Annotated in this window: 24 protein-coding genes; 14 read left to right on the forward strand and 10 right to left on the reverse strand. The window is 68.0% G+C overall.

Annotation, left to right across the window (positions count from 1 at the left end; translation table 11 throughout):
* Positions 1-123 precede the first annotated feature (123 nt).
* Positions 124-1,137 carry an ABC transporter ATP-binding protein gene (locus AB7E03_RS15050; RefSeq protein ID WP_489942150.1) on the forward strand — a complete coding sequence of 338 codons (1,014 nt, stop codon included), beginning with the start codon at positions 124-126 and terminating at the stop codon, positions 1,135-1,137.
* Positions 1,134-1,958, forward strand: coding sequence for an ABC transporter permease (locus AB7E03_RS15055; protein ID WP_489942151.1), 825 nt, complete (start codon positions 1,134-1,136; stop codon positions 1,956-1,958). Before AB7E03_RS15050 ends, AB7E03_RS15055 begins: the two co-directional genes overlap by 4 nt.
* A 125-nt stretch (positions 1,959-2,083) precedes the next feature.
* Here the strand turns inward: AB7E03_RS15055 and AB7E03_RS15060 are convergent, their stop codons facing one another.
* Both AB7E03_RS15060 and upp read right to left on the reverse strand, forming a co-directional pair.
* Positions 2,084-2,836, reverse strand: a complete 753-nt coding sequence (locus tag AB7E03_RS15060; RefSeq protein ID WP_489942152.1) for a winged helix-turn-helix domain-containing protein — start codon at positions 2,834-2,836, stop codon at positions 2,084-2,086.
* Between the two features lie 377 nt (positions 2,837-3,213).
* A complete protein-coding gene (gene upp / locus AB7E03_RS15065; protein WP_489942153.1) occupies positions 3,214-3,846 on the reverse strand; it encodes a uracil phosphoribosyltransferase in 633 nt (210 codons plus the stop codon).
* A gap of 62 nt (positions 3,847-3,908) precedes the next feature.
* On the opposite strand from upp, the gene tadA reads away from it, so the two are divergent.
* The gene (tadA, locus tag AB7E03_RS15070) at positions 3,909-4,376 is read left to right on the forward strand and encodes a tRNA adenosine(34) deaminase TadA (protein WP_489942154.1); all 468 of its coding nucleotides are present in this window, start codon (positions 3,909-3,911) and stop codon (positions 4,374-4,376) included.
* A gap of 28 nt (positions 4,377-4,404) precedes the next feature.
* Here the strand turns inward: tadA and AB7E03_RS15075 are convergent, their stop codons facing one another.
* Complete coding sequence (locus AB7E03_RS15075) at positions 4,405-5,106, reverse strand: glutamine amidotransferase (protein WP_489942155.1); 702 nt, start codon at positions 5,104-5,106, stop codon at positions 4,405-4,407.
* Complete coding sequence (locus tag AB7E03_RS15080) at positions 5,103-6,065, reverse strand: cation diffusion facilitator family transporter (RefSeq protein ID WP_489942156.1); 963 nt, start codon at positions 6,063-6,065, stop codon at positions 5,103-5,105. Before AB7E03_RS15080 ends, AB7E03_RS15075 begins: the two co-directional genes overlap by 4 nt.
* 23 nt (positions 6,066-6,088) lie before the next feature.
* On the opposite strand from AB7E03_RS15080, the gene proC reads away from it, so the two are divergent.
* Positions 6,089-6,934, forward strand: a complete 846-nt coding sequence (proC, locus tag AB7E03_RS15085) for a pyrroline-5-carboxylate reductase (RefSeq protein ID WP_489942157.1) — start codon at positions 6,089-6,091, stop codon at positions 6,932-6,934.
* A 62-nt stretch (positions 6,935-6,996) separates the two neighbouring features.
* On the opposite strand, the gene AB7E03_RS15090 is transcribed toward proC, so the two are convergent.
* From AB7E03_RS15090 to AB7E03_RS15100, 3 genes are all read right to left on the reverse strand, one after another.
* Positions 6,997-7,914, reverse strand: coding sequence for an endonuclease domain-containing protein (locus AB7E03_RS15090; RefSeq protein WP_489942158.1), 918 nt, complete (start codon positions 7,912-7,914; stop codon positions 6,997-6,999).
* A gap of 146 nt (positions 7,915-8,060) precedes the next feature.
* Complete coding sequence (locus AB7E03_RS15095; RefSeq protein WP_489942159.1) at positions 8,061-8,732, reverse strand: potassium channel family protein; 672 nt, start codon at positions 8,730-8,732, stop codon at positions 8,061-8,063.
* Positions 8,725-10,161 (reverse strand): TrkH family potassium uptake protein, encoded by a 1,437-nt coding sequence (locus tag AB7E03_RS15100; protein WP_489942160.1) that lies wholly within the window; start codon positions 10,159-10,161, stop codon positions 8,725-8,727. The genes AB7E03_RS15095 and AB7E03_RS15100 overlap by 8 nt, the downstream gene beginning before the upstream one ends.
* Before the next feature lie 81 nt (positions 10,162-10,242).
* Here AB7E03_RS15100 and AB7E03_RS15105 point away from each other — a divergent pair, with 81 nt between their 5' ends.
* The 5 genes from AB7E03_RS15105 (at position 10,243) to AB7E03_RS15125 (ending at position 11,775) form a co-directional block, all read left to right on the forward strand.
* Positions 10,243-10,668: an ArsR/SmtB family transcription factor gene (locus AB7E03_RS15105; protein WP_441783237.1), complete on the forward strand. Its 426-nt coding sequence runs from the start codon at positions 10,243-10,245 to the stop codon at positions 10,666-10,668.
* A 41-nt stretch (positions 10,669-10,709) separates the two neighbouring features.
* Complete coding sequence (locus tag AB7E03_RS15110) at positions 10,710-10,922, forward strand: helix-turn-helix domain-containing protein (protein WP_489942161.1); 213 nt, start codon at positions 10,710-10,712, stop codon at positions 10,920-10,922.
* Between the two features lie 70 nt (positions 10,923-10,992).
* Positions 10,993-11,091 (forward strand): 30S ribosomal protein bS22, encoded by a 99-nt coding sequence (locus AB7E03_RS15115; RefSeq protein ID WP_003792170.1) that lies wholly within the window; start codon positions 10,993-10,995, stop codon positions 11,089-11,091.
* Between the two features lie 124 nt (positions 11,092-11,215).
* On the forward strand, positions 11,216-11,479 hold the full coding sequence (locus tag AB7E03_RS15120; RefSeq protein WP_441783239.1) for a glutaredoxin family protein: 264 nt from the start codon (positions 11,216-11,218) through the stop codon (positions 11,477-11,479).
* On the forward strand, positions 11,476-11,775 hold the full coding sequence (locus tag AB7E03_RS15125) for a Dabb family protein (RefSeq protein WP_489942162.1): 300 nt from the start codon (positions 11,476-11,478) through the stop codon (positions 11,773-11,775). The genes AB7E03_RS15120 and AB7E03_RS15125 overlap by 4 nt, the downstream gene beginning before the upstream one ends.
* A gap of 9 nt (positions 11,776-11,784) precedes the next feature.
* Here the strand turns inward: AB7E03_RS15125 and AB7E03_RS15130 are convergent, their stop codons facing one another.
* Both AB7E03_RS15130 and AB7E03_RS15135 read right to left on the reverse strand, forming a co-directional pair.
* Positions 11,785-12,486, reverse strand: a complete 702-nt coding sequence (locus AB7E03_RS15130; RefSeq protein WP_489942163.1) for a GntR family transcriptional regulator — start codon at positions 12,484-12,486, stop codon at positions 11,785-11,787.
* Positions 12,486-13,154, reverse strand: a complete 669-nt coding sequence (locus tag AB7E03_RS15135) for a GntR family transcriptional regulator (protein WP_489942164.1) — start codon at positions 13,152-13,154, stop codon at positions 12,486-12,488. The genes AB7E03_RS15130 and AB7E03_RS15135 overlap by 1 nt, the downstream gene beginning before the upstream one ends.
* A gap of 213 nt (positions 13,155-13,367) precedes the next feature.
* Between AB7E03_RS15135 and AB7E03_RS15140 the strand changes: the two genes are divergently transcribed.
* A complete protein-coding gene (locus tag AB7E03_RS15140) occupies positions 13,368-14,594 on the forward strand; it encodes an isochorismate synthase (RefSeq protein WP_489942165.1) in 1,227 nt (408 codons plus the stop codon).
* 13 nt (positions 14,595-14,607) lie between these two features.
* Here AB7E03_RS15140 and AB7E03_RS15145 read toward each other — a convergent pair whose 3' ends face one another.
* Entirely contained in the window at positions 14,608-15,462 is an 855-nt protein-coding gene (locus AB7E03_RS15145; RefSeq protein ID WP_489942166.1) for a PPK2 family polyphosphate kinase, read from the reverse strand.
* Positions 15,463-15,605: 143 nt separating this feature from the next.
* Between AB7E03_RS15145 and AB7E03_RS15150 the strand changes: the two genes are divergently transcribed.
* From AB7E03_RS15150 to AB7E03_RS15165, 4 genes are all read left to right on the forward strand, one after another.
* On the forward strand, positions 15,606-15,992 hold the full coding sequence (locus AB7E03_RS15150; RefSeq protein ID WP_489942167.1) for an SHOCT domain-containing protein: 387 nt from the start codon (positions 15,606-15,608) through the stop codon (positions 15,990-15,992).
* A 99-nt stretch (positions 15,993-16,091) separates the two neighbouring features.
* Positions 16,092-17,036 carry a class I SAM-dependent methyltransferase gene (locus AB7E03_RS15155; RefSeq protein WP_489942168.1) on the forward strand — a complete coding sequence of 315 codons (945 nt, stop codon included), beginning with the start codon at positions 16,092-16,094 and terminating at the stop codon, positions 17,034-17,036.
* A 20-nt stretch (positions 17,037-17,056) separates the two neighbouring features.
* Positions 17,057-18,112 (forward strand): polyprenyl synthetase family protein, encoded by a 1,056-nt coding sequence (locus AB7E03_RS15160; protein WP_441784007.1) that lies wholly within the window; start codon positions 17,057-17,059, stop codon positions 18,110-18,112.
* 30 nt (positions 18,113-18,142) lie between these two features.
* Entirely contained in the window at positions 18,143-19,528 is a 1,386-nt protein-coding gene (locus AB7E03_RS15165) for an FAD-dependent oxidoreductase (protein WP_489942169.1), read from the forward strand.
* Positions 19,529-19,533 lie beyond the last annotated feature (5 nt).

The following is a 19,533-nucleotide window of genomic DNA, read 5'->3' on the forward strand; positions in this document are numbered from 1 at the left end:
GCAACTCTCCGGCCATCCACACCTTCAGTCGTTCCGTCAAGGAACCTGCGTCAACAGTCACCGAGGGCTTCTTCAAGGATACCCGCGCCGGTGGCTGACCGAATGAGAAAGAGAGAAGCCACCATGGCATCCGCAACATCTCCGGCGCTCGCCGCCGACCACCTCGTGAAGACGTACAGCGGCGGGAGGGGCAAGCCGCCCATCCGCGCCGTCGACGACCTCGGATTCGAGGCCCAGGCGGGCACCGTCTTCGGGCTGCTCGGCCCGAACGGAGCCGGCAAGTCCACCACCATGAAGATCCTGTCCACGCTGACCCGCGCGGACTCCGGTACCGCCTTCGTCGCCGGGATCGACGTGACCCGGCACCCGGCCCGTGTGCGGAGGGCCATCGGGTTCGTCGCGCAGAAGCCCGTGTCCGATCCCACCGACACCGGCGTCGAGAACCTGGTGCTCGCCGGCCGCCTACAGGGGATGTCCGGCCGGGATTCCGCCGCTCGCGCACGCGAGCTCCTCGACCGGTTCGGGCTCACCGAGCACGCGCGCCGCCAGGTGAAGACGTACTCCGGCGGCATGGCCCGAAAGCTGGATGTGGCGATCGGTCTCATGCACCGGCCGGAGGTGCTCTTCCTCGACGAGCCGACGACCGGGCTCGACCCGGAGGCGCGCACCGAGCTCTGGCTGGAGCTCGAGCGGATGACGACGGCCGAGAACCTGACCGTGCTGCTCACCACGCACTACCTCGACGAGGCCGACCGTCTCGCCGATCGGCTCGCGATCGTCGACCACGGTCGCGTCGTCGCAGGCGGAACGCCCGAGGAGCTGAAGAACGACCTCCGCGGCGACGCCGTCATCGTCGAACTGGCGGCGGACGCGGACCCGTTCGCCGGCCTGGCGGCTCTCCAACGAGTGGATGCGCTGCGCGAGGTCGGTGGGGACGGCCGCACCCTGCGCGCCCGCGCCGACAGCGGCGCGGCGACGCTTCCGCTCGCGCTCGCCGCCCTGGACGCCGCCGGCATCCCGGTCGCCTCCGCCACGGTCGCCCGGCCGAGCCTGGACGACGTCTACCTGCGGCACACCGGCCGCACCTTCACGCGGGCGCAGGAGTCCGCCGAGTTCGTCCTGGAGAACGCATCATGACCACGACCGCACTGACCGCACCCCGGCGCCGCACGAGCGGCCCGACCTTCCTCACGCACACGCTGCTCCTGACCGGGCGTCAGCTGCGCGCGGCCTGGCGCATGCCGGTCTTCCTGGTGATGAACCTGGTTCAACCGGTGATCTGGCTGCTGCTGTTCGGCGAGCTGTTCAAGTCGGTGATCAACATCCCCGGCTTCGGCGGGGCCGGGCAGACGTACCTCGAGTACCTCACGCCCGGCGTCGTGATGATGCTGGCGCTCTTCGGCAGCGCGTGGTCCGGGACGGTGTACATCCAGGACATGGACCGCGGCGTGATGGACCGGTTCCTCACCTCGCCGACGAATCGCGCATCCCTGATCGTGTCGACGCTGGTGTACCAGTCGGTTCTCGCCGTGGTGCAGTCGCTCGTCGTCGTGGGGATCGCGTTCTGGGCCGGGGCCCGGTTCGAGGGCGGCCCGGTCGGCATCCTGCTGTTGCTCCTCGGCGTCGTGCTGCTGACCGCGGTGTTCTGCTCGCTCTCCAATGCGGTCGCACTGCTGGCGCGTGAGCAGACGGCGCTGATCGGGATCTCGCAGCTGATCACGCTGCCGCTGATGTTCCTCAGCTCGGCGATCATGAACACGAAGCTGTCGCCGGAGTGGGTGCAGAACGTGTCGGCGTACAACCCGTTCGAGTGGGCGGTGATCGTCGGTCGTGAGGCGCTCAGCGCGCATCCCGACTGGGCGACCCTCTGGGGCCACGCCGGCCTGCTCGCGGCCCTCGCGGTCGTCATGGCCGCGTGGGCGACCAGCGCCTTCCGCGTCTACCAGCGCTCCGCCTGACCGACAGCGCCTCGGCCTCCTCACGGCTTAACGCCCGCCGTCGAGTCCGCGAAGATTGCACGTTCTGCTGTTGAGAACGTGCAATCTTTGCGTACTCGACGGTGGAGTCGAGGGTGGGGGACGGGTTAGAAGAGGTCGGGGGAGGGGGCGCTCGCGTAGCGGATGGAGACGTCGGCGTGGCGGTCGAAGCGGTAGCCGACGCCGCGCACGGTGCGCACGATGTCCTCGTAGCGGCCGAGCTTCGCCCGCAGGCGGCGGACGTGCACGTCGATGGTCCGCTCGTTCGGGATCTCGTCCTCGTCGGCCGCGCTCCACAGCGAGCTGATCAGTTCGGAGCGCTCGATCGTGCGGCCCTCGCGCAGCACCAGGTACTGCAGCAGCTCGAACTCCTTGTAAGTCAGCGCGACGGTCTGGTTGTCGAGCACGAGACGCTTGCGGGAGATGTCGACCACGACGCCGGAGGCGGCACGGTCCTCGTCCTCATCCACGGTGACCGCGTGCCGGTGCTTGGCGATCGCGGCCGGGTCCTGCAGAGCGAGGCGGACCACATCCACGTCGCGTCCGCCGGCGCCGGCCGGGGCCAGGGCGACGGCGGCGTAGGTCTCGGCGGAGGGCGCGATCTCGGCCGTGAGACGCTTCAGCGCTTCGACGATGCGGCCGAGGTCGGTGCCCGCCTCGGCGGCCTTCGCCTCGTCGATGCCGACGTAGAGGACGAAGCCGCGCGCTTCGGTCCCCTCGGGGACGGCGCGGATGCGGGGTGCCGACTCGGCGGGTGCCGGTGTCGGGGCCCCGTCTGCGGGGGCGGCGGCACGGAGGGGGCTGACGGGCGAAACGGCGGAAGTGCGGGGGAAGGCGGTGTCGATGGTGGCCAGAGACATGGGAATCGAGTCCTTAGTGATGATGTTCCGCATCCCTGCTGAAGCCTCCGCGGGTACGGCGGAGGTGCGGGATTCTGCGGGAAGTGTTGTGTTGTGGCCCTAGAGAATGGGCCTGGTGCGCGGGAGCGTGAGTGTGGCGTTCCCGGGGAGCGTGCGCCCGATCACGACGGGATACGTCGGAGGGCTGCTGCTCGGCGAAGGGTCGTCAGATCAGCGACACATTCGGCAACACATGACGGAGTCGCGGCCGGCCATCATCATGCCGGCATCCCCAAGGGCCTCGAAGGAGGTCAGGGTACGCGAATTGTCAGTCATGGAGGAAAGTAAAACCGACGATGACTCGACGTGTCAAATCATTACGTAATATTGCGAGGCTGCTAGACCGTGCCGTAGAGGCGGTCGCCGGCGTCTCCGAGCCCCGGCACGATGTAGCCGTTCTCGTTCAGGCGCTCGTCCAACGAGCCCAGAACGATGGTGACATTGCGGCCCTCGGTCGCCTTCTCGAGCGCCTCCAGGCCCTCGGGTGCTGCGAGGAGGCAGATGGCCGTCACATCCACAGCGTTGCGTGCAAACAGGAACTCGATCGCGGCGCCCAGCGACCCGCCGGTCGCCAGCATGGGGTCGAGCACGAAGCACTGCCGGTCGGAGAGGTCCATCGGCAGCCGCTCGGCGTACGTGGTCGGCTCGAGCGTCTCCTCGTTCCGCACCATTCCCAAGAAACCGACCTCGGCGGTGGGCATGAGCCGCACCATCCCCTCGAGCATCCCGAGGCCCGCGCGCAGGATGGGCACGACCAGCGGGCGCGGCTCGCTCAGCGCGACTCCCATCGTGGTTGTCACCGGCGTCTGGATCTCGACCGGCTCGACCCGAACGCCCCGCGTCGCCTCGTAGGCGAGCAGCGTCACGAGCTCTTCCGTCAGTTGGCGGAACACCGGCGACGGGGTGCGCTTGTCGCGGAGCACCGTCAGCTTGTGGGTGATGAGTGGGTGGTCCGCAACGTGCACTCGCATAGGCTCAAGGCTAGCCGAACATCCCCGGCCGCCAGCCCCGACCCAGTCCGGAGGACCGCCCCGTGAGCCTGCCCGTGCCCGCCGCCTACGAGCAGTGGATGCGCCGCGCGCTCGAGGACGCCCGGCTCGCCTTCGACACCGGCGACGTGCCGGTCGCGGCGGTGATCATCGACGAGCACGGCGAGGTCATCGGGCACGGCCGCAACGAGCGCGAGCTACGCCACGACCCCACTGCCCACGCTGAGGTTCTCGCGCTCCAGGATGCCGCCGCCACCCGCGACGACTGGCACCTGGAGGGCTGCACGCTCGTCGTCACGCTGGAGCCCTGCGTGATGTGCGCGGGGGCGGTGCTCGCGGCGCGCATCCCGACGGTCGTGTTCGGTGCGTGGGATGAGAAGGCGGGCGCCGGCGGGTCGGTCTACGACGTCCTCCGCGACCGGCGGCTCAACCACACGGTCGAGGTGTTCGCCGGTGTGCTCGCGGAGGAGTGCGGCGAGGTGCTGCTCGACTTCTTCCGGGCCAAGCGCTGAGGCGCCTCGGGTCGGGGTGCGGCCGGGATCAGGCGGGCAGGTTCTCCAGCCACTCCGAGAACGCCGCGCGCGACGCCTCCTGCATCCGCGCCGAGTGCGCCGCGCGCTCCCGTCGCAGGGCATCCGGGTCGACGGCGTACTCGTCCAGCTCGTTGTAGGCGTCGGCGACCCATGTCTCGTGCATCTCGTCGGTGACCTCGGGATGGAACTGGACCGCGAGCGCGAAGTCCCCGATCGCGAACGCCTCGTTCGAGTAGGCACTCGACGACGCCAGCAGGGTCGCCTCCGCGGGCAGCTCGAAGGTGTCGCCGTGCCACTCCACCACCGGCACCCCGTCGAAGTGCCGGATCGGCGAGGAGGCTCCCGCCTCGGTCGCCTCCACCGGGCTGTAACCGATCTGCATGGTGTCGCCCTTGTAGACGCGCTCGCCGAGTGCCCCGGCCATCAACTGGGCGCCCAGGCACACGCCGAGCGTCGGCCGCTCGGCTTCGAGCCGGGCGCGCAGCAGCGACTTCTCGTGATCGAGGAACGGGAACTCGTCCGTCTGATACGCGCCCATCTCGCCGCCCAGGACGACGACGAGGTCCGCCTCTGCGGGGTCGATGGTCGCGACATCCTCGGTCGCCGCATCCACGATTCGAAGCTCGTAGCCGTGCTCGAGGAGGACGGGCCCGATGTTGCCGAGGTGGATGCTGGGGTCGTGCTGCAGGATGAGGGCGGTGCGGGTCACTCGAGTCCTTTGATGACGATGGTGTCGGTGGCGGGAGCCTGCTCGTTGGGGTCGATCCAGACGTCCGGCTCGATGTAGATCACGCGAGCTGCGGGGACGGCCTCCCGGATGCGTCGCTCGACGACATCGATGGCGGCCGCGACGTCAGCGAGGCGGTGCTCGCCCGAGAACGCGAGCTTCGCGGCGACCATCAACTCCTCCGGGCCCAGGTAGAGGGTCTTCATGTGGATGATGCGCTCGACCTCCGGGCCCGCGGTCACCGCACGCTCGATGGCGGCCAGGTCGGTGTCTGTGGCACCCTCGCCGACCAGGAGGCTCTTGGTCTCCATGCCGAGGACCACGGCGACCGCGACCAGCAGAGATCCGATCAGAACGGTGCCGACCCCATCCCAGACGCTGTTGCCGGTGATGATGGTGAGGCCGACGCCGAGCAGGGCGAACACCAGACCGGTGAGCGCAGCCACATCCTCCAGCAGCACGACAGGCAGCTCGGGTGCTTTTGCCCGCCGGATGAACTGCGGCCAGGACAGCCCGCCCTTGTGCGGACGTGATTCGCGCACGGCCGTGCGCAGCGAGAACGACTCCAGCCCGATCGCGATCAGCAGCACCAGGATGGGCAGCCATGCGTTCTCGAGCGGGTGCGGGTGGGTCAGCTTCTCGATGCCCTCGTAGATCGAGAAGACGCCGCCGACGGAGAACAGGATGATCGAGACGACGAAGGCGTAGACGTACCGCTCGCGGCCGTAACCGAACGGATGCTCGCGATCCGCCTTGCGGCGCGACTGCCTGCCGCCGAGCAGCAGGAGAAGCTGGTTGCCCGAGTCGGCGAGCGAGTGCACGCCCTCGGCGAGCATCGACGAGGAACCCGAGAACGCCCACGCGATGAACTTGGTGACCGCGATGCCGAGATTGGCCGCGAAGGCCGCGATGATCGCCTTGGTTCCGCCGGATGCGCTCATGCCTCTCATCCTAGGATGGCCGCATGGACGACGCGCAGAACGTGACCCTTCCGACCATCGCGATGCTCGGCGCGGGCTCGATGGGCCGCGCCATCCTGAGCGGCCTGCTCGCGCCGGGGGTGCAGGTGGCGGGGATCCGCGTGACCAATCGCTCCGCGGTGCGGGCCTGGGAGCTCGCCGGAACTACCGGGGTGACCGCATACGCGACGGAGACGCAGGCCGATGCCAATCGACTCGCGGTCGACGGCGCCGAGGTGGTCATCGTCGCCGTCAAGCCGGCGATGGTCCGTGACCTGCTGGCCGAGATCGGCGCATCCCTGGCGCCCGACACGGTCGTGGTGAGCGTGGCGGCAGGTGTGACGACGGCGACCATGGAGTCGCTGCTGCCCGACACTGTCTCCGTCGTGCGGTCGATGCCCAACACGCCAGCCGTCGTAGGCAAGGCCGTCACGGGCATCAGCGCAGGCTCGCGGACCGACCCCGACGACCTCGCGGTCGTCCGCGCGCTGTTCGAGACGGTCGGCGACGTGGTCGAAGTACCCGAGTCGCAGCTGGATGCGCTGGGCACCATCTCCGGGTCCGGTCCCGCGTACGTCTTCTTCCTCATCGAGGCGCTTACGGAGGCCGCAGTCGGAAAGGGCTTCTCCCGGGAGCAGGCGACGGCGCTCGTGAACGGTACGTTCCTCGGAGCCTCCGAACTGCTCGTCTCCTCCGGCGAGGACCCGGCGGAGCTCCGCCGCCGCGTCACCAGCCCCAACGGCACCACCGAGCGCGCGATCGCCGTCCTTGCCGAGGCCGACCTCCCCGCCCTCTTCGCCCGCGCCACCGACGCCGCCCTCGCCCGCTCCCGCGAGCTGGCCGCCGGCTGACCCCGCCTGGCATCCATCACTTCCTCGGAAAATCCGCTAGACACGCCGGTACGGCCGTCACTTCATGAGGAAGCGATTGAAAGGGCGCGGCGCACGCTGAGGACGGCTCGAGGAATCGGGCCTCGCACGTCGGCAGCAGTTACGAAGACAACGTTCCATCCGGCTGACATCAGGCGTTCACGGCGGTAGATGTCCTCCTGGTAGACCGCGTCGTCGGTCCGGTGATGGTCGCCCAAGTACTCGACTGCCAGCTTGTGGTCGGGATATGCGAGGTCGACCATCGCGATGAATGTCCCGCGGTGGACGACACGGAGGTTGAGCGCCGGCTCCGGAAGTCCCGCATCGACCAACTCGACTCGCAAACGTGATTCTTGTGGAGACAACGACCCGTAGCGGATCCGGTCGAGCGCCAACCGGAGGTTCTGCACTCCGGGTCTACGGCCGTGGCGTCGTACAGCGGCCTCGAGATCGGCGCGGGTCCACGGGCTGGGCACACCGGAGTACGGCTGTGAGCCGGTCAGCAGGAAGTCTCCCATCACGATGAGGTCGGTGAGTCCGATTCCACGGGATACCTGCGCCCACGCGTCCGGCGCCGACATACAGCGCAGCCCGTCGACCTCGACAACCCGGTGACCTGCCGGTCTGAGTTCATGGGGGATGACGCCGCGCACACGCGAAGGCTTCCGAGGGGCAAAGACCGCCACATCGATCCCACCCGGCCGATAGTGCCGAGGAAGAGGGAGACCCTGGAGGATGGCTGCGCTGAAATGACTGAAGACGTCGCCGGTGTGTTCTCGGGAGGCATAGGCGCGGCAGAGCACCCGATGATCAGCGAGATCGGCGCCAATCGTCCGCACCCCGTGAAAGGGACGGTCCAGATCTGTCCGGTAAAGCCGATGCCTGCTCACTCCTGCGACAGATGCCTGCGCCACCGTAAAACCGTCGGGCGAAAATGCCGCGAGACGTTGTTCCGACTCCATGCCTACATCGTGGTTCCTGTCGACCGCTGCGACCGTTTATCCACATCCTCCTCATCGATTCCTCGATTAATTCGTGGATTCCGCGCCGAATCGTGGACTAAGCGAGGAAGCGTTGGCTTCGGGTAGGGGAAAGAGGGGGAGGCGGGTCAGGCCTCGAGGGCGGCGAAGCGCTCGATGTCGGCGGAGGAGCCCGAGACGATCACCAGGTCGTGGTCGGAGACCACCGTTTCGGCCGTTGCGTAGGTGAAGGGCTTCCCGGGGCTCTTCACCCCGACGACGGTGATGTTGTACTTGGAGCGGACACCGGATGCGCCCAGCGGCAGGCCCCGGATCGGCTTCGGCGGGTACATCTTGACCAGGGCGAAGTCGTCATCGAATTCGATGAAATCGAGCATCCGTCCGGACACCAGGTGGGCCACCCGCTCGCCTGCCTCCGCCTCCGGGTAGATGACGTGGTTGGCGCCGATGCGCTCGAGGATCTTCCCGTGCGACTTCGAGATCGCCTTCGCCCAGATCTGCGGGACTTTCAGGTCGACCAGGTTCGCCGTGATCAACACGCTCGCTTCGATCGACGAGCCCACCGCGACGACGCCGATCGAGAAGTCCTCCGCGCCGATCTGACGGAGCGTCTCGATCGATCGCGCGTCGGCCTGCACCGTGTGAGTGACCCGGTCGGCCCACTTCTGCACCAGGTTCGAGTCGGTGTCGATGGCGAGCACCTCGCGCCCGAGCCGGTCGAGCTGCCCTGCCGTCGCGGCGCCGAACCGCCCGAGTCCGATGACCAGGACGGGGGCATTGTGTCTGATCCGGTCAACCAACGAGCGGCCTCTCCTCCGGGTTGTGGTACAGCTGGCGGCGCTGACTCTGGGCCAGCGCCGCGGCGAGAGTCACTGTACCAACGCGCCCGCAGAACATCGTCGCCGCCATCACGTAGACGCCCGCGTCGGGCAGCCGCTCGGTGAGGCCGGTCGAAAGACCACAGGTCGCGAACGCCGAGATCACATCGAACAGCACGTGATCGAGGGGCGCCTTGGTGATCTGCAGGATGAGAATGGTCGACACGGCCACGATGGTGGCACCCCACAGGGCGACCGAGACGGACAGTCGGAGGACGTCGGTCGGGATGCGGCGGCGGAACGCATCCATCGACTCCACCCCTCGCGCTTCCGCGAATGCGGCCAGGAAGAGGACGGCCAGCGTGCTCACCTTGATGCCGCCGGCCGTCGACGCGGAGCCGCCGCCGATGAACATGAGCATGTCCGTTACCAGCAGGCTCGACCCGTTGAGGTCGTCGATCGGGATGGTGGAGAAGCCGCCTGAGCGGGACATGGTGGACAGGAAGAAGGACTGGAACACGGTGTGCCCCGCATCCAGGTGACCGAAGGTTTTCGGGTTGTCGTACTCCAGCACGATGTAGAGCACAGCGCCGGCCACCAGCAGGATCAGCGAGGTGATCACGGTGAGCTTCACGTGGATGGACCACCGGCGGCGGTGCTGGCGGAAGTTGGACGCGATGGCGAGGATGACCGGAAACCCGATCGCGCCCAGGAAGACCCCGATCATGAGAGCGCTGAGGAACCAGTAGTCCGTCGCGAACGCCTGGATGCCCTCCCGGTTGGGCGTGAAACCGGTGTTCGTGAACGCCATGGCCGAGTAGTAGATCGACTCCCAGGCCGCGGTCCCGAAATCGATCCCGGCGACGAGCATCCGCGGGAAGAGCAGGAGCGCGACAGCGCCCTCGATGACCACCATGCTGATCGCGACGGTGGTCAGCAGCTTGCCCACCTCGCCGAGGCGGACGGCCTGCCCCTCGGCGACCGGTCCCGCGTGCATCCGCAGCGGATTGCTGTCGCTCGCCGCCATCAGCTTCGCCCGCAGGCCGAGCTTGCGCGAGATGACGAGTCCGAGAATGGATGCCATGGTCAGCACCCCCACGGCGCCGACCTGCACGCCGATGTAGACGAGCAGGTGTCCGAACATCGACCAATGGGTCGCCATGTCGACGGTCGCGAGGCCGGTCACGCAGATGACCGAGACCGCGGTGAAGAGCGAGTCCGCGAGCGGGGTCCAACGTCCGTTCGCCGACGAGATCGGGAGCGAGAAGAGCAGCGTGAAGACGAGGATCAGGAGGGTGAACACCAGGATCGCGAACCGCGAGGGGCTGCGTGCGGCGAACCCGTTGATGACGGCTCGGACGCGTCCCACCGGCGATACGACCGTGCCGCGAACCGCCCGTGTGGCGCTCATGTCTGGTCCTTCCCGTGGTGTTCCCATGTCGGGCGGGCTTCGGACATGGTACTGCGACGGGGGAATGGCTAGCCTGGGGACATGGCCGACATCTTCGACGTGATCGCCGACCCGACGCGGCGCGACATCCTGCGGGTGCTCCTCGATCGCAACGCGGATGGCATGCATTCCGCTGGCGAGATATCCGTCTCGGAGATCGTCGCGACCCTGGAACTCAGTCAGCCGACCGTGTCCAAGCACCTGAAAGTGCTGCGTGAGGCGGGGCTCGTGTCCGTCCGCGAGGAAGGCCAGCACCGCTACTACCGGCTCGACGCCGGCCCCCTCGAGGCGGTCGAGGACTGGGTCATTCCGTTCACGGCATCCGAAGAGGACGTGGAGTTGAGCGTGCGCATCGCAGAGGAGACGCGCGAGTTCGCCAGCACCGTTGGAAAGGTGCTTGCTGACACGCGCCACCGGGTCTCGTCGGCGACCGAGCGCGTGACCCCGAAGAAGTGGCGCAAGGACTGACCTTCCCGAGTACGATGACCGGAAAGGGGAGGAACGGGACCATGGCACACGATCTTCGAGACGTGCGCTTCCTGACGGTCGCCGAGGTGGCCGACATGATGCGTGTCTCCCGGATGACCGTGTATCGGCTCGTCCACTCGGGCGAATTGCCTGCGATCCGGTTCGGCCGGTCCTTCCGCGTTCCGGAGTCCGCCGTCGAGCATCTGCTGCAAGCGGCCACCGTCCATGAGGGCGGCGTCGCGGACTCGGCGTGACGTCGGGTAGACTGACACCTTGTGTCGCCGCGCGCCCCGCGGCTTACCCCTGAATCTTTGTGAGGTCTACGTGGGTTCCGTTATCAAGAAGCGTCGCAAGCGTATGGCGAAGAAGAAGCACCGCAAGCTGCTTCGCAAGACGCGCCACCAGCGTCGCAACAAGAAGTAGACCCCGAGTCTGCGGTTCAAGCGTCGGTCCACCCGGTCCGGCGCTTGTCTTGTTTGCGCGCCGTACGAGGTGCGCCGTGCCGGCGCCGTGCGCCGTGCCTGCGCCGTGCGCCTAGAGTGGACGGGTGTCGACCGTCGCCCTGACCCTCATCGGCAAGCCCGGCTGCCATCTCTGCGATGACGCTCGGGATGTCATCCGCTCTGTGATCGCGGAGCTTCCCGACGGGTCGCCATCCGTGACCGTCGAAGAGCGCGACATCCTGCAGGAGCCGGAGCTTCACGAGAAGTACGTGGAGGAGATCCCGGTCGTGCTTGTCGACGGCCGAGTCCATACGTACTGGCGCGTCGACCCGATCCGCCTGCGCACCGCTCTCCTGGAGGCCGAATGACCATCCGCCATGTCGTCTCGTGGAAGCTTGCAACCGCTGACGAGACGGAACGCGCCGAGCACGCCGCGCGAATCAAGCGCGGCCTGGAGTCGCTGCCGGCCGTCATCCCGCAGCTGCGTTCACTTCAGGTCGGCATCAGCGTTGTACCCGGAGACGACTACGACGTGGTGCTGATCAGCGATTTCGACAGCCTGGACGACATCCAGCTGTACCAGGAGCACCCGGCGCACCTGGAGGTGGCCGGGTTCATCCGCTCGGTGGTCGCGTCGCGCGCGGCGGTCGACTTCGAGGTCTGAGTTCGGGACTCAGAAGACGGGGTTCTGCGCGATGTTCGCGTCGCTGCGGCGGTAGTCCTCGAGGAACTGCGTCAACGTCCTCGCGTACAGCTCCCTGACGAGGTCGCCCGCCTGCTGCCCATCGCGCTCTTTGACAGCCGCGAGGATGCCGGCGAGTGCGCCGGGCAGGTCGTCGACACCGAACGGCTTCTCCCACACGGAGATGTAGCGCAACAGCTGCGGGCTCAGGCCCTCGCTGACACTCACCAGCACATCGTTGCTGCCGGCGCGCTCGAGTTCGAGGAAGAAGTCGTTGAAGGCGTGACCGACGGCCGGGAGGTCGCGGGCCTTCGCGGCTTTCTTCAGCTCCTTCTGGGCCTTGTCGAGGCGCGAGACGGCAGCGTTGTCGAGTGTCGGGACGACGGTGCGCGCGGCATGCTCGTGCAGCAGACCGGTCGTGTAGATCGCTTCGTCGATGGCCTTCAGGTCGATGGGAGCGACCCGCGTGTAGCGATTCGGCGCCATTTCGACCAGGCCGATGTCGGCGAGCTTCATCAGTGCCTCGCGGATGGGGGTGCGAGACACCCCGAGCCACGCCGTCAGCTTCTCGTCGAGGAGGGTCTCGCCGGGCTCGAGCGTTCCGTCGAGGATGCCGTCGTACAGGCGGTTGTAGACCACGTCCCGCAGAAGGCGCCGTTCGACGGGTGCGGTGTCGCTGACTGGCAATGGCATCAGCGGGTCTCCTTCGTGGATGCGGCGAAGTCGTCGGCGATCGCGACGAGGGCCTTGTCGAACAGGTCCGTGGCGGCGCGCGTGGCCTTCTCGGTCTTTCCGGCGACGGCGGCGTCGACCAGCGCCTTGACGAACGGCCGGCCCTTTTCGAGCCGGGCCGGGGACGAGGAGGCGTTCAGCGCTCGCTGCACCTCCGGGAGGTGGCGCTTCAGCAGCCGCGCGATGGTGCCGTTGTCGAGGCGGCGGACGAACACGCCGAGGAAACCGTCGGCCGAGAGGCCCGTGCTGACGGCCGATACCGCCTCGTCGGCGAGCCCGTTTCGCAGGGCCTCGCGGTCTGCGTCCGTGAGGAGCGGGGTCGCATCCCGGACGACGCCGGCGACGAGCACTCCGACAGTGGCGATGAGGTCGCGGAGGCGGGCCGACTCGATCGGGGTGACCCGGGTGCGCCGCTGAGGGAGGATCTCGACGAGCCCCATCGCGGCGAGCTGGTTGAGCGCCTCACGAACGGGCGTGCGCGAGACGCCGACCCATCGCTCGATCTCTGCGTCATAGAGCTGTTCACCGGGGAGAAGATCGCCGTCGACGATGGCGTCGAGAAGGCGAAGGAACACTTCATCTCGGATGAGTCGGCGCGGGCTGGCGGCGCCGGTCACGGGCACGGGCATAGATGAATGTTACATCCGGGCGTTGGGATGGATCGGTTGATGTACTGAGTGTCGAACGCCGGTAATGCCTGCTGTATCGGCCCGGTATCCCCCGCTTCAACGCCGCTGTTCCGGCGCCCATCGAGTGCACACCCGGTGCCCGACGGCCGCACAGCGTCGCGGGCGTAGGCTGAACCTGTGAGATCAGCCCCGACCGCTCGGCGGGAGACTGGCGTGACGGTCCTCGAGGCCGAGACCACACCGCTCGATGACGTCCGCCAGCTCATCCCGTTCCTCGATTCCCGCACGCCTCTCCTCTGGCTGCGCAAAGGCGACGGGATGGCGGGCATCGGCGAGGTGCTCCGACTCGACTTCACCGGGCCGGACCGCATCGAGCAGGCCGCCGCGGCATGGCGTGCGACCGCGGAGGCGGCAGTCGTCGATGACGACGTGCGCACGCCGGGAACCGGCCTGGTCGCCTTCGGCACCTTCGCGTTCGACGACGCGAGCAGGGCTATCAGCACGCTGATCGTGCCGGAGACCGTGGTCGGCCGCCGGGGCGGCCGGAGCTGGATCACCCGGATCCGCCGCGCAGGCGAGCCGGCGTCCAGCCCGCTGCCCCGCCCTGTTCCGTTCGGCGACGAGTACCGGCTGGCGCTCCTGCCGGGCGAGCTGGGTGCCGACGGGTACCGGTCGGCCGTGGCGGAAGCCGTCGAGCGCATCCGTGAGCAGGACCTCTCGAAGGTCGTCCTCGCGCGGGACCTCCGCGGCCACCTGCCGCTCGAGTCCGACCTCCGGCGGGCGCTCGTCGAACTCGCTCTCGGCTACCCGGACTGCTGGACGTTCGCCGTCGACGGGCTTGTGGGGTCCTCGCCGGAGACGCTCGTCCGCGTGCACCATGGCACGGTCACCGCCCGGGTGCTGGCCGGCACGATGTCTCGCGGGGCGGATGCCGCCCGCGATGCCTCGGCCGCAGCAGAGCTCGTGGCGAGCGCGAAAGACCAGGGCGAGCACCGCTTCGCCGTCACCAGCGTGATGGATGCTCTGCGTCCGCACAGCGCCGACCTGGCGGCCAGCGACGAGCCGTTCACGCTCAAGCTGCCGAACCTGTGGCATCTGGCCACCGATATCGCCGGGATGCTGAGCGACGGTTCGAGTTCGCTGGACCTCGCGGCCGCCCTGCATCCCACTGCCGCCGTCGCGGGAACGCCGCGGACGGATGCCTTGGCGCTCATTCGCGAGCTGGAGCCGTTCGACCGGGGCCGCTACGCCGGGCCGGTCGGCTGGGTCGGCGGCGACGGGGACGGCGAGTGGGCGATCGCCTTGCGCTGCGCCCAGGTCGAGGCGGACGGCGATCTGACCGCGTACGCCGGTGCAGGAATCGTCGCCGACTCGGATCCCGATCGCGAGCTCGCCGAGACCACGATGAAGTTCCGGCCGATCGTGGAGGCGTTCGGCTAGGACGCGGCTTCGGCTAGGACGCGGCCAGTCGCTGCTTCTGCTCCTCGACGTCGTAGTCCGGGGGCGGCCACTCGAGGTGGAGCCCCTGCATCGCCCGGATCAGCAATTGCTGCACGGCGGCGCGGGCGTACCACTTGTGGTCGGCGGGCACGACGAACCACGGGGCTTGGAGGCTGTTCGTCCGCTCGATCGCCATCTGGTACGCCTCCTGGTATTCGTCCCAGAGGAGTCGCTCGTCGACGTCCGCCGGATTGAACTTCCACAGCTTGTCCGGTCGTTCGAGTCGCGACGCCAGCCGCCGTTTCTGCTCGTCCTTGCCGAGGTGCAGCATCACCTTGACCACGGCCGTGCCGGATTCCGCCAACTCGTTCTCGAACGCGGCGATCGCCCCGTAGCGCCTCTCGATCTCCTCCGGAGGCGCGAGCTTGCGCACGCGGCCGATCAGGACGTCCTCGTAGTGGGAACGGTCGAACACTCCCACCTGCCCTGCGGCGGGCACCTCCCGCCAGACGCGCCACAGGAAGTCGTGCGCCAGCTCCTCCGGCGTGGGCTTTCCGAAGCCGGCATAGTGGACGCCGCCCGGGTTCATCGACCCGATCACGTGCGAGACGATGCCTCCCTTGCCCGCCGTATCCATCGCCTGCAGCACCAACAGCACCGAGCGCGGTTCGCCGAGGCGGCCGCAGGCGAACAGCTGCTCCTGGAGGTCGGCGAGCAGGCTTGCACCTTCGGAGAGTTCCCGAGCCCCCGCCTTCTTGTCTCCGTCGAAGCCGGGAGTCGAGTCGGTCGCCTGTTCGGAGAGCCGGAAGCCCGGATGCACCCGGAGCACCTCGTAAGGGTCTGCCGTCCAATTGGTGTCGTCGCCCACTGTCGCCTCCTCGTCCGGCCGACCGGGCGTCCTCGCCCGTGGCCCCTCGGAGCGCCCATCGTAAACCCGTCGCCATCAGGAAATGCCTTCTAGCCATGGACTATCGGCCCCCACTACGGTGTGGCCGATGAGAGAGGACTGAGATGGACACTTTCTGGAGTGCGTTCTGGTTCGCCTTCGAGATCTTCGCGTTCGTCGCGTTCCTGATGATCTTGTTCACGATCCTGGTGGACATGTTCCGGGATCCGTCGCTGGGCGGGTGGGCCAAGGCGCTGTGGATCATCTTCCTGGTCTTCTTCCCGGTACTCGGGGCGCTCGTCTACCTGATCGCGCGCGGTCGGGGAATGGCGGAGCGGAATCGCGCACGCCAGGGGACGGTTGCTGAGGACGACAGCTGGGGGCAGCATCCGACAGGGTCGGCGACGCCGGCCGCGGACATCCAGCAGGCGCAGACTCTTCTCGACCAGGGCGTCATCAGTCAGGGCGAGTTCGACGCCTTGCGCGCCAAGGCGCTCGGGCAGCGGTTCTGAGCGGGACGCTGCGACATGCGGTGCCCCTGCTGGCTGACCGTTCGGCGTGCATCCTGGCCGCGGAATGCAGCCGCCGACGCCGCAGCCTAAGCTGGTGGAGTGAGTAAGGCCGACCTCAGCAAGCAGCCCGCCCAGGTCGCCGCCATGTTCGACCAGGTTTCGACGCGCTACGACCGGACGAACGCGGTCCTGTCGGTCGGCAACGCGGCCCTCTGGCGTGTGGCGACGACACGAGCCGTGGCGCCGCGTGCCGGAGAGACGATCCTCGATGTCGCGGCCGGGACCGGGACCTCCAGTGCATCGCTCGCGCGCAACGGGGCATCGGTCGTCGCCGCTGACTTCTCGGAGGGGATGATCGCGGTCGGGCGCCGCCGCCAGGAGGGCAACCCGTTCATCCGTTTCGTGCAGGCGGACGCGATGGAGCTGCCTTTCGATGACGACTCGTTCGATGCCGTCACGATCTCCTTCGGCCTGCGGAACATCGTCGACCCGCGCAAGGCGCTCGCCGAATTCGCTCGGGTGGTGAAGCCCGGCGGCCGGGTGGTCGTGTGCGAGTTCTCGCAGCCGCCACTGGCTCCGATCCGTGCGGGCTACGCCGCGTACCTGAAGTACGGGATGCCGGTGCTCGCCCGCCTGGCGAGCTCCAATCCCGCCGCCTACGAGTACCTGATGGAGTCGATCCAGGCCTGGCCTGACCAGCGGGCGCTGGCCGTGTGGATTCGCGAGGCCGGACTCGAACGGGTCGCGTACCGCAATCTCACGGCCGGTATCGTCGCGCTTCATCGGGGCTTCAAACCGGAGCGGCCTGCGGTGCCTGCGAAACCCGCCGCGAAGCGGGTCGCCGCAAAGCCGGCATCCGCAAAGCCGGCATCCGCAAAGCCGGCATCCGCAAAGCCCGCCGCGGCAAAGACCAAGACAACGGCCACGCCTGCCGCACCCAAGGCCAAGCTTGCTGAAGGCGCGAAGGCGAAGGCGAAGCCGGCATCCACCACGCCCGCGGGCTCCGAAGATTCTGCGTCCACCATCCCGTCCGAGGGGGAGTAGTGCCACGAACTGTCCCGGCGGTGCGACGAGCGTCGCTGACCGGTCAACTGGGCTTCACCGAGCGGATCTTCATCCGGGGTGAGGATCGCGAGCTCGCGAACGCCGTCGACGCCGGTCTCGGCCAGGTGGAGGAGGGCCTCCACCGTGAGATGCGCTTCGCGGACAACCTCGCAGATGTGACCGCACGCTACCTGCTGGAGGCGGGCGGCAAACGGGTGCGGCCCATGCTGACGCTGCTCGCGGCGCAGCTGGGCACCGGAACCAATGCTGACGTGATCCAGGCGGCGGAGGCCGTCGAGATCACGCACCTCGCCTCGCTCTACCACGACGACGTGATGGACGACTCCCAGATGCGGCGCGGTGTCCCCAGCGCCCAGTTCGTGTGGGGCAACTCGGTAGCGGTGCTCACCGGCGACCTGCTCTTCGCCCGCGCCAGCAAGCTGGTCTCGGCCCTGGGCGAGCGCGCCATCCAGCTGCAGGCGGACACCTTCGAACGGCTCTGCCTCGGGCAACTGCACGAGACGATCGGGCCGCAGGACGGTGAGGACCCCGTCGAGCACTACATCGGCGTCCTGCAGGACAAGACCGGATCGTTGATCGCGGTCGCCGCGCAGATGGGTGTCGTCTTCTCGAACGCCCCGAAGGAGTACGAGGAGCCGGTCGTCGTCTTCGGCGAGAAGATCGGCGTCGCATTCCAGCTGATCGACGACGTCATCGACCTCTCGTCTCAGGGCGTCGCCGAAACCGGCAAGACGCCGGGCAACGACCTGAGGGCCGGCGTCGCCACCCTGCCCGTGCTCCGTCTGCGCGAGCGCGCATCCACCGATCCTGATGCGGCCGCCTTGCTCGACCGGCTCGAGAAGGACGTCATCGGTTCGGCCGAGGACGGTGAAGTGACCCCGGCTGCTGTGGAGGCGATCGCCGCCCTGCGCGAGCACGAGGTGACCCGGCAGACGCTGGACGAAGCGCACCGTTGGGCACGGGAAGCCGTCGAAGCGCTGGCGCCCCTGCCGGACGGCGCCGTGAAGAAGGCTCTCGTCCGTTTCGCGGACACGATCGTCGAACGCTCGAGCTGAGCGAACAGCAATCCCAGAAGGAAGCAACGTATGACCAAACTGCGACTGGCCATCGTCGGCGCCGGACCGGCGGGCATCTACGCCGCCGACATCCTCTTGAAGGCCGAGCGCAACTTCGACGTGTCGATCGACCTGTTCGAGCAGTTGCCCGCTCCGTACGGGCTCGTCCGCTACGGCGTGGCACCCGATCACCCGCGCATCAAGGGCATCATCACGGCACTCCGTGACGTGCTCGACCGCGGCGACATCCGGATCTTCGGCAACGTCGAGTACGGGCGCGACATCACCCTCGACGACCTCAAGCGCCACTACAACGCGGTCATCTTCGCCACGGGCGCGGTGCGCGACGCCGACCTCGACATCCCGGGCGTCGAACTCAACGGCTCGTACGGCGCAGCGGAGTTCGTGAGCTGGTTCGACGGCCACCCCGATGTTCCGCGCACCTGGCCGCTGGAAGCGAAGACCGTCGCCGTCATCGGCAACGGCAACGTCGCCCTCGACATCTCCCGCATGCTCGCCAAGCACGCCGACGACCTCCTGCCGACGGAGATCCCGGACAACGTCTACGAGGGGTTGAAGCAGTCTCCGGTCACCGACGTGCACGTCTTCGGACGACGCGGTCCCGCCCAGGTCAAGTTCACGCCGCTCGAGCTGCGAGAGCTGGGCGAACTGCGCGACGTCGACATGATCCTGTACGACGAGGACTTCGACTACGACGAGCAGTCGAAGGCGGCCGTCGCGAGCAACAAGCAGGTCATGGTCATCGACCGCGTCTTGCAGCAGTGGCGGCAGCGTGAGGTGGGCAGCGCCTCCCGACGGCTGCACCTGCACTTCTACGCGAAGCCTCTGGAAGTCGTCGGGGACGAGAACGGACACGTTCGTGCCCTCCGCTACGAGCGGACGGCGCCGGACGCAGAGGGCGGCGTGCGGGGGACGGGCGAGATCCGCGAGCTGGAGATCGACGCGCTGTACCGTGCCGTCGGATACTTCGGCTCGCCGCTTCCCGGCATTCCGTTCGACCGGAAGCACGGCGTGATCCCGAATCACGAGGGCCAGGTGCTGCGCAAGGGCGACAACGAGCGTATGTACGGCGTCTATGCGACGGGGTGGATCAAGCGGGGTCCGGTAGGACTCATCGGTCACACCAAGTCGGATGCGATGGAGACGATCAAGCATGTGATCAACGATCAGGGAAACTGGTGGTCCCCCACCGACCCTGATGAGCAATCTGTGGAGAACCTGCTGCGTGACCGCGGTGTGGAATACACAACGCTCGACGGCTGGCACAACCTCGATTCCCACGAGCAGGCGCTCGGCGCCGAGCGCGGCCGCGTGCGGGTGAAGGTGGTCCCACGCGACGAGATGGTCCGCGTGTCCAACGCGGAGACCGTTGTGAGCGGTCCGGCCGGCGAGTAACCGGT

The sequence above is a fragment of the Leifsonia sp. RCC_180 genome (genome assembly GCF_058138205.1).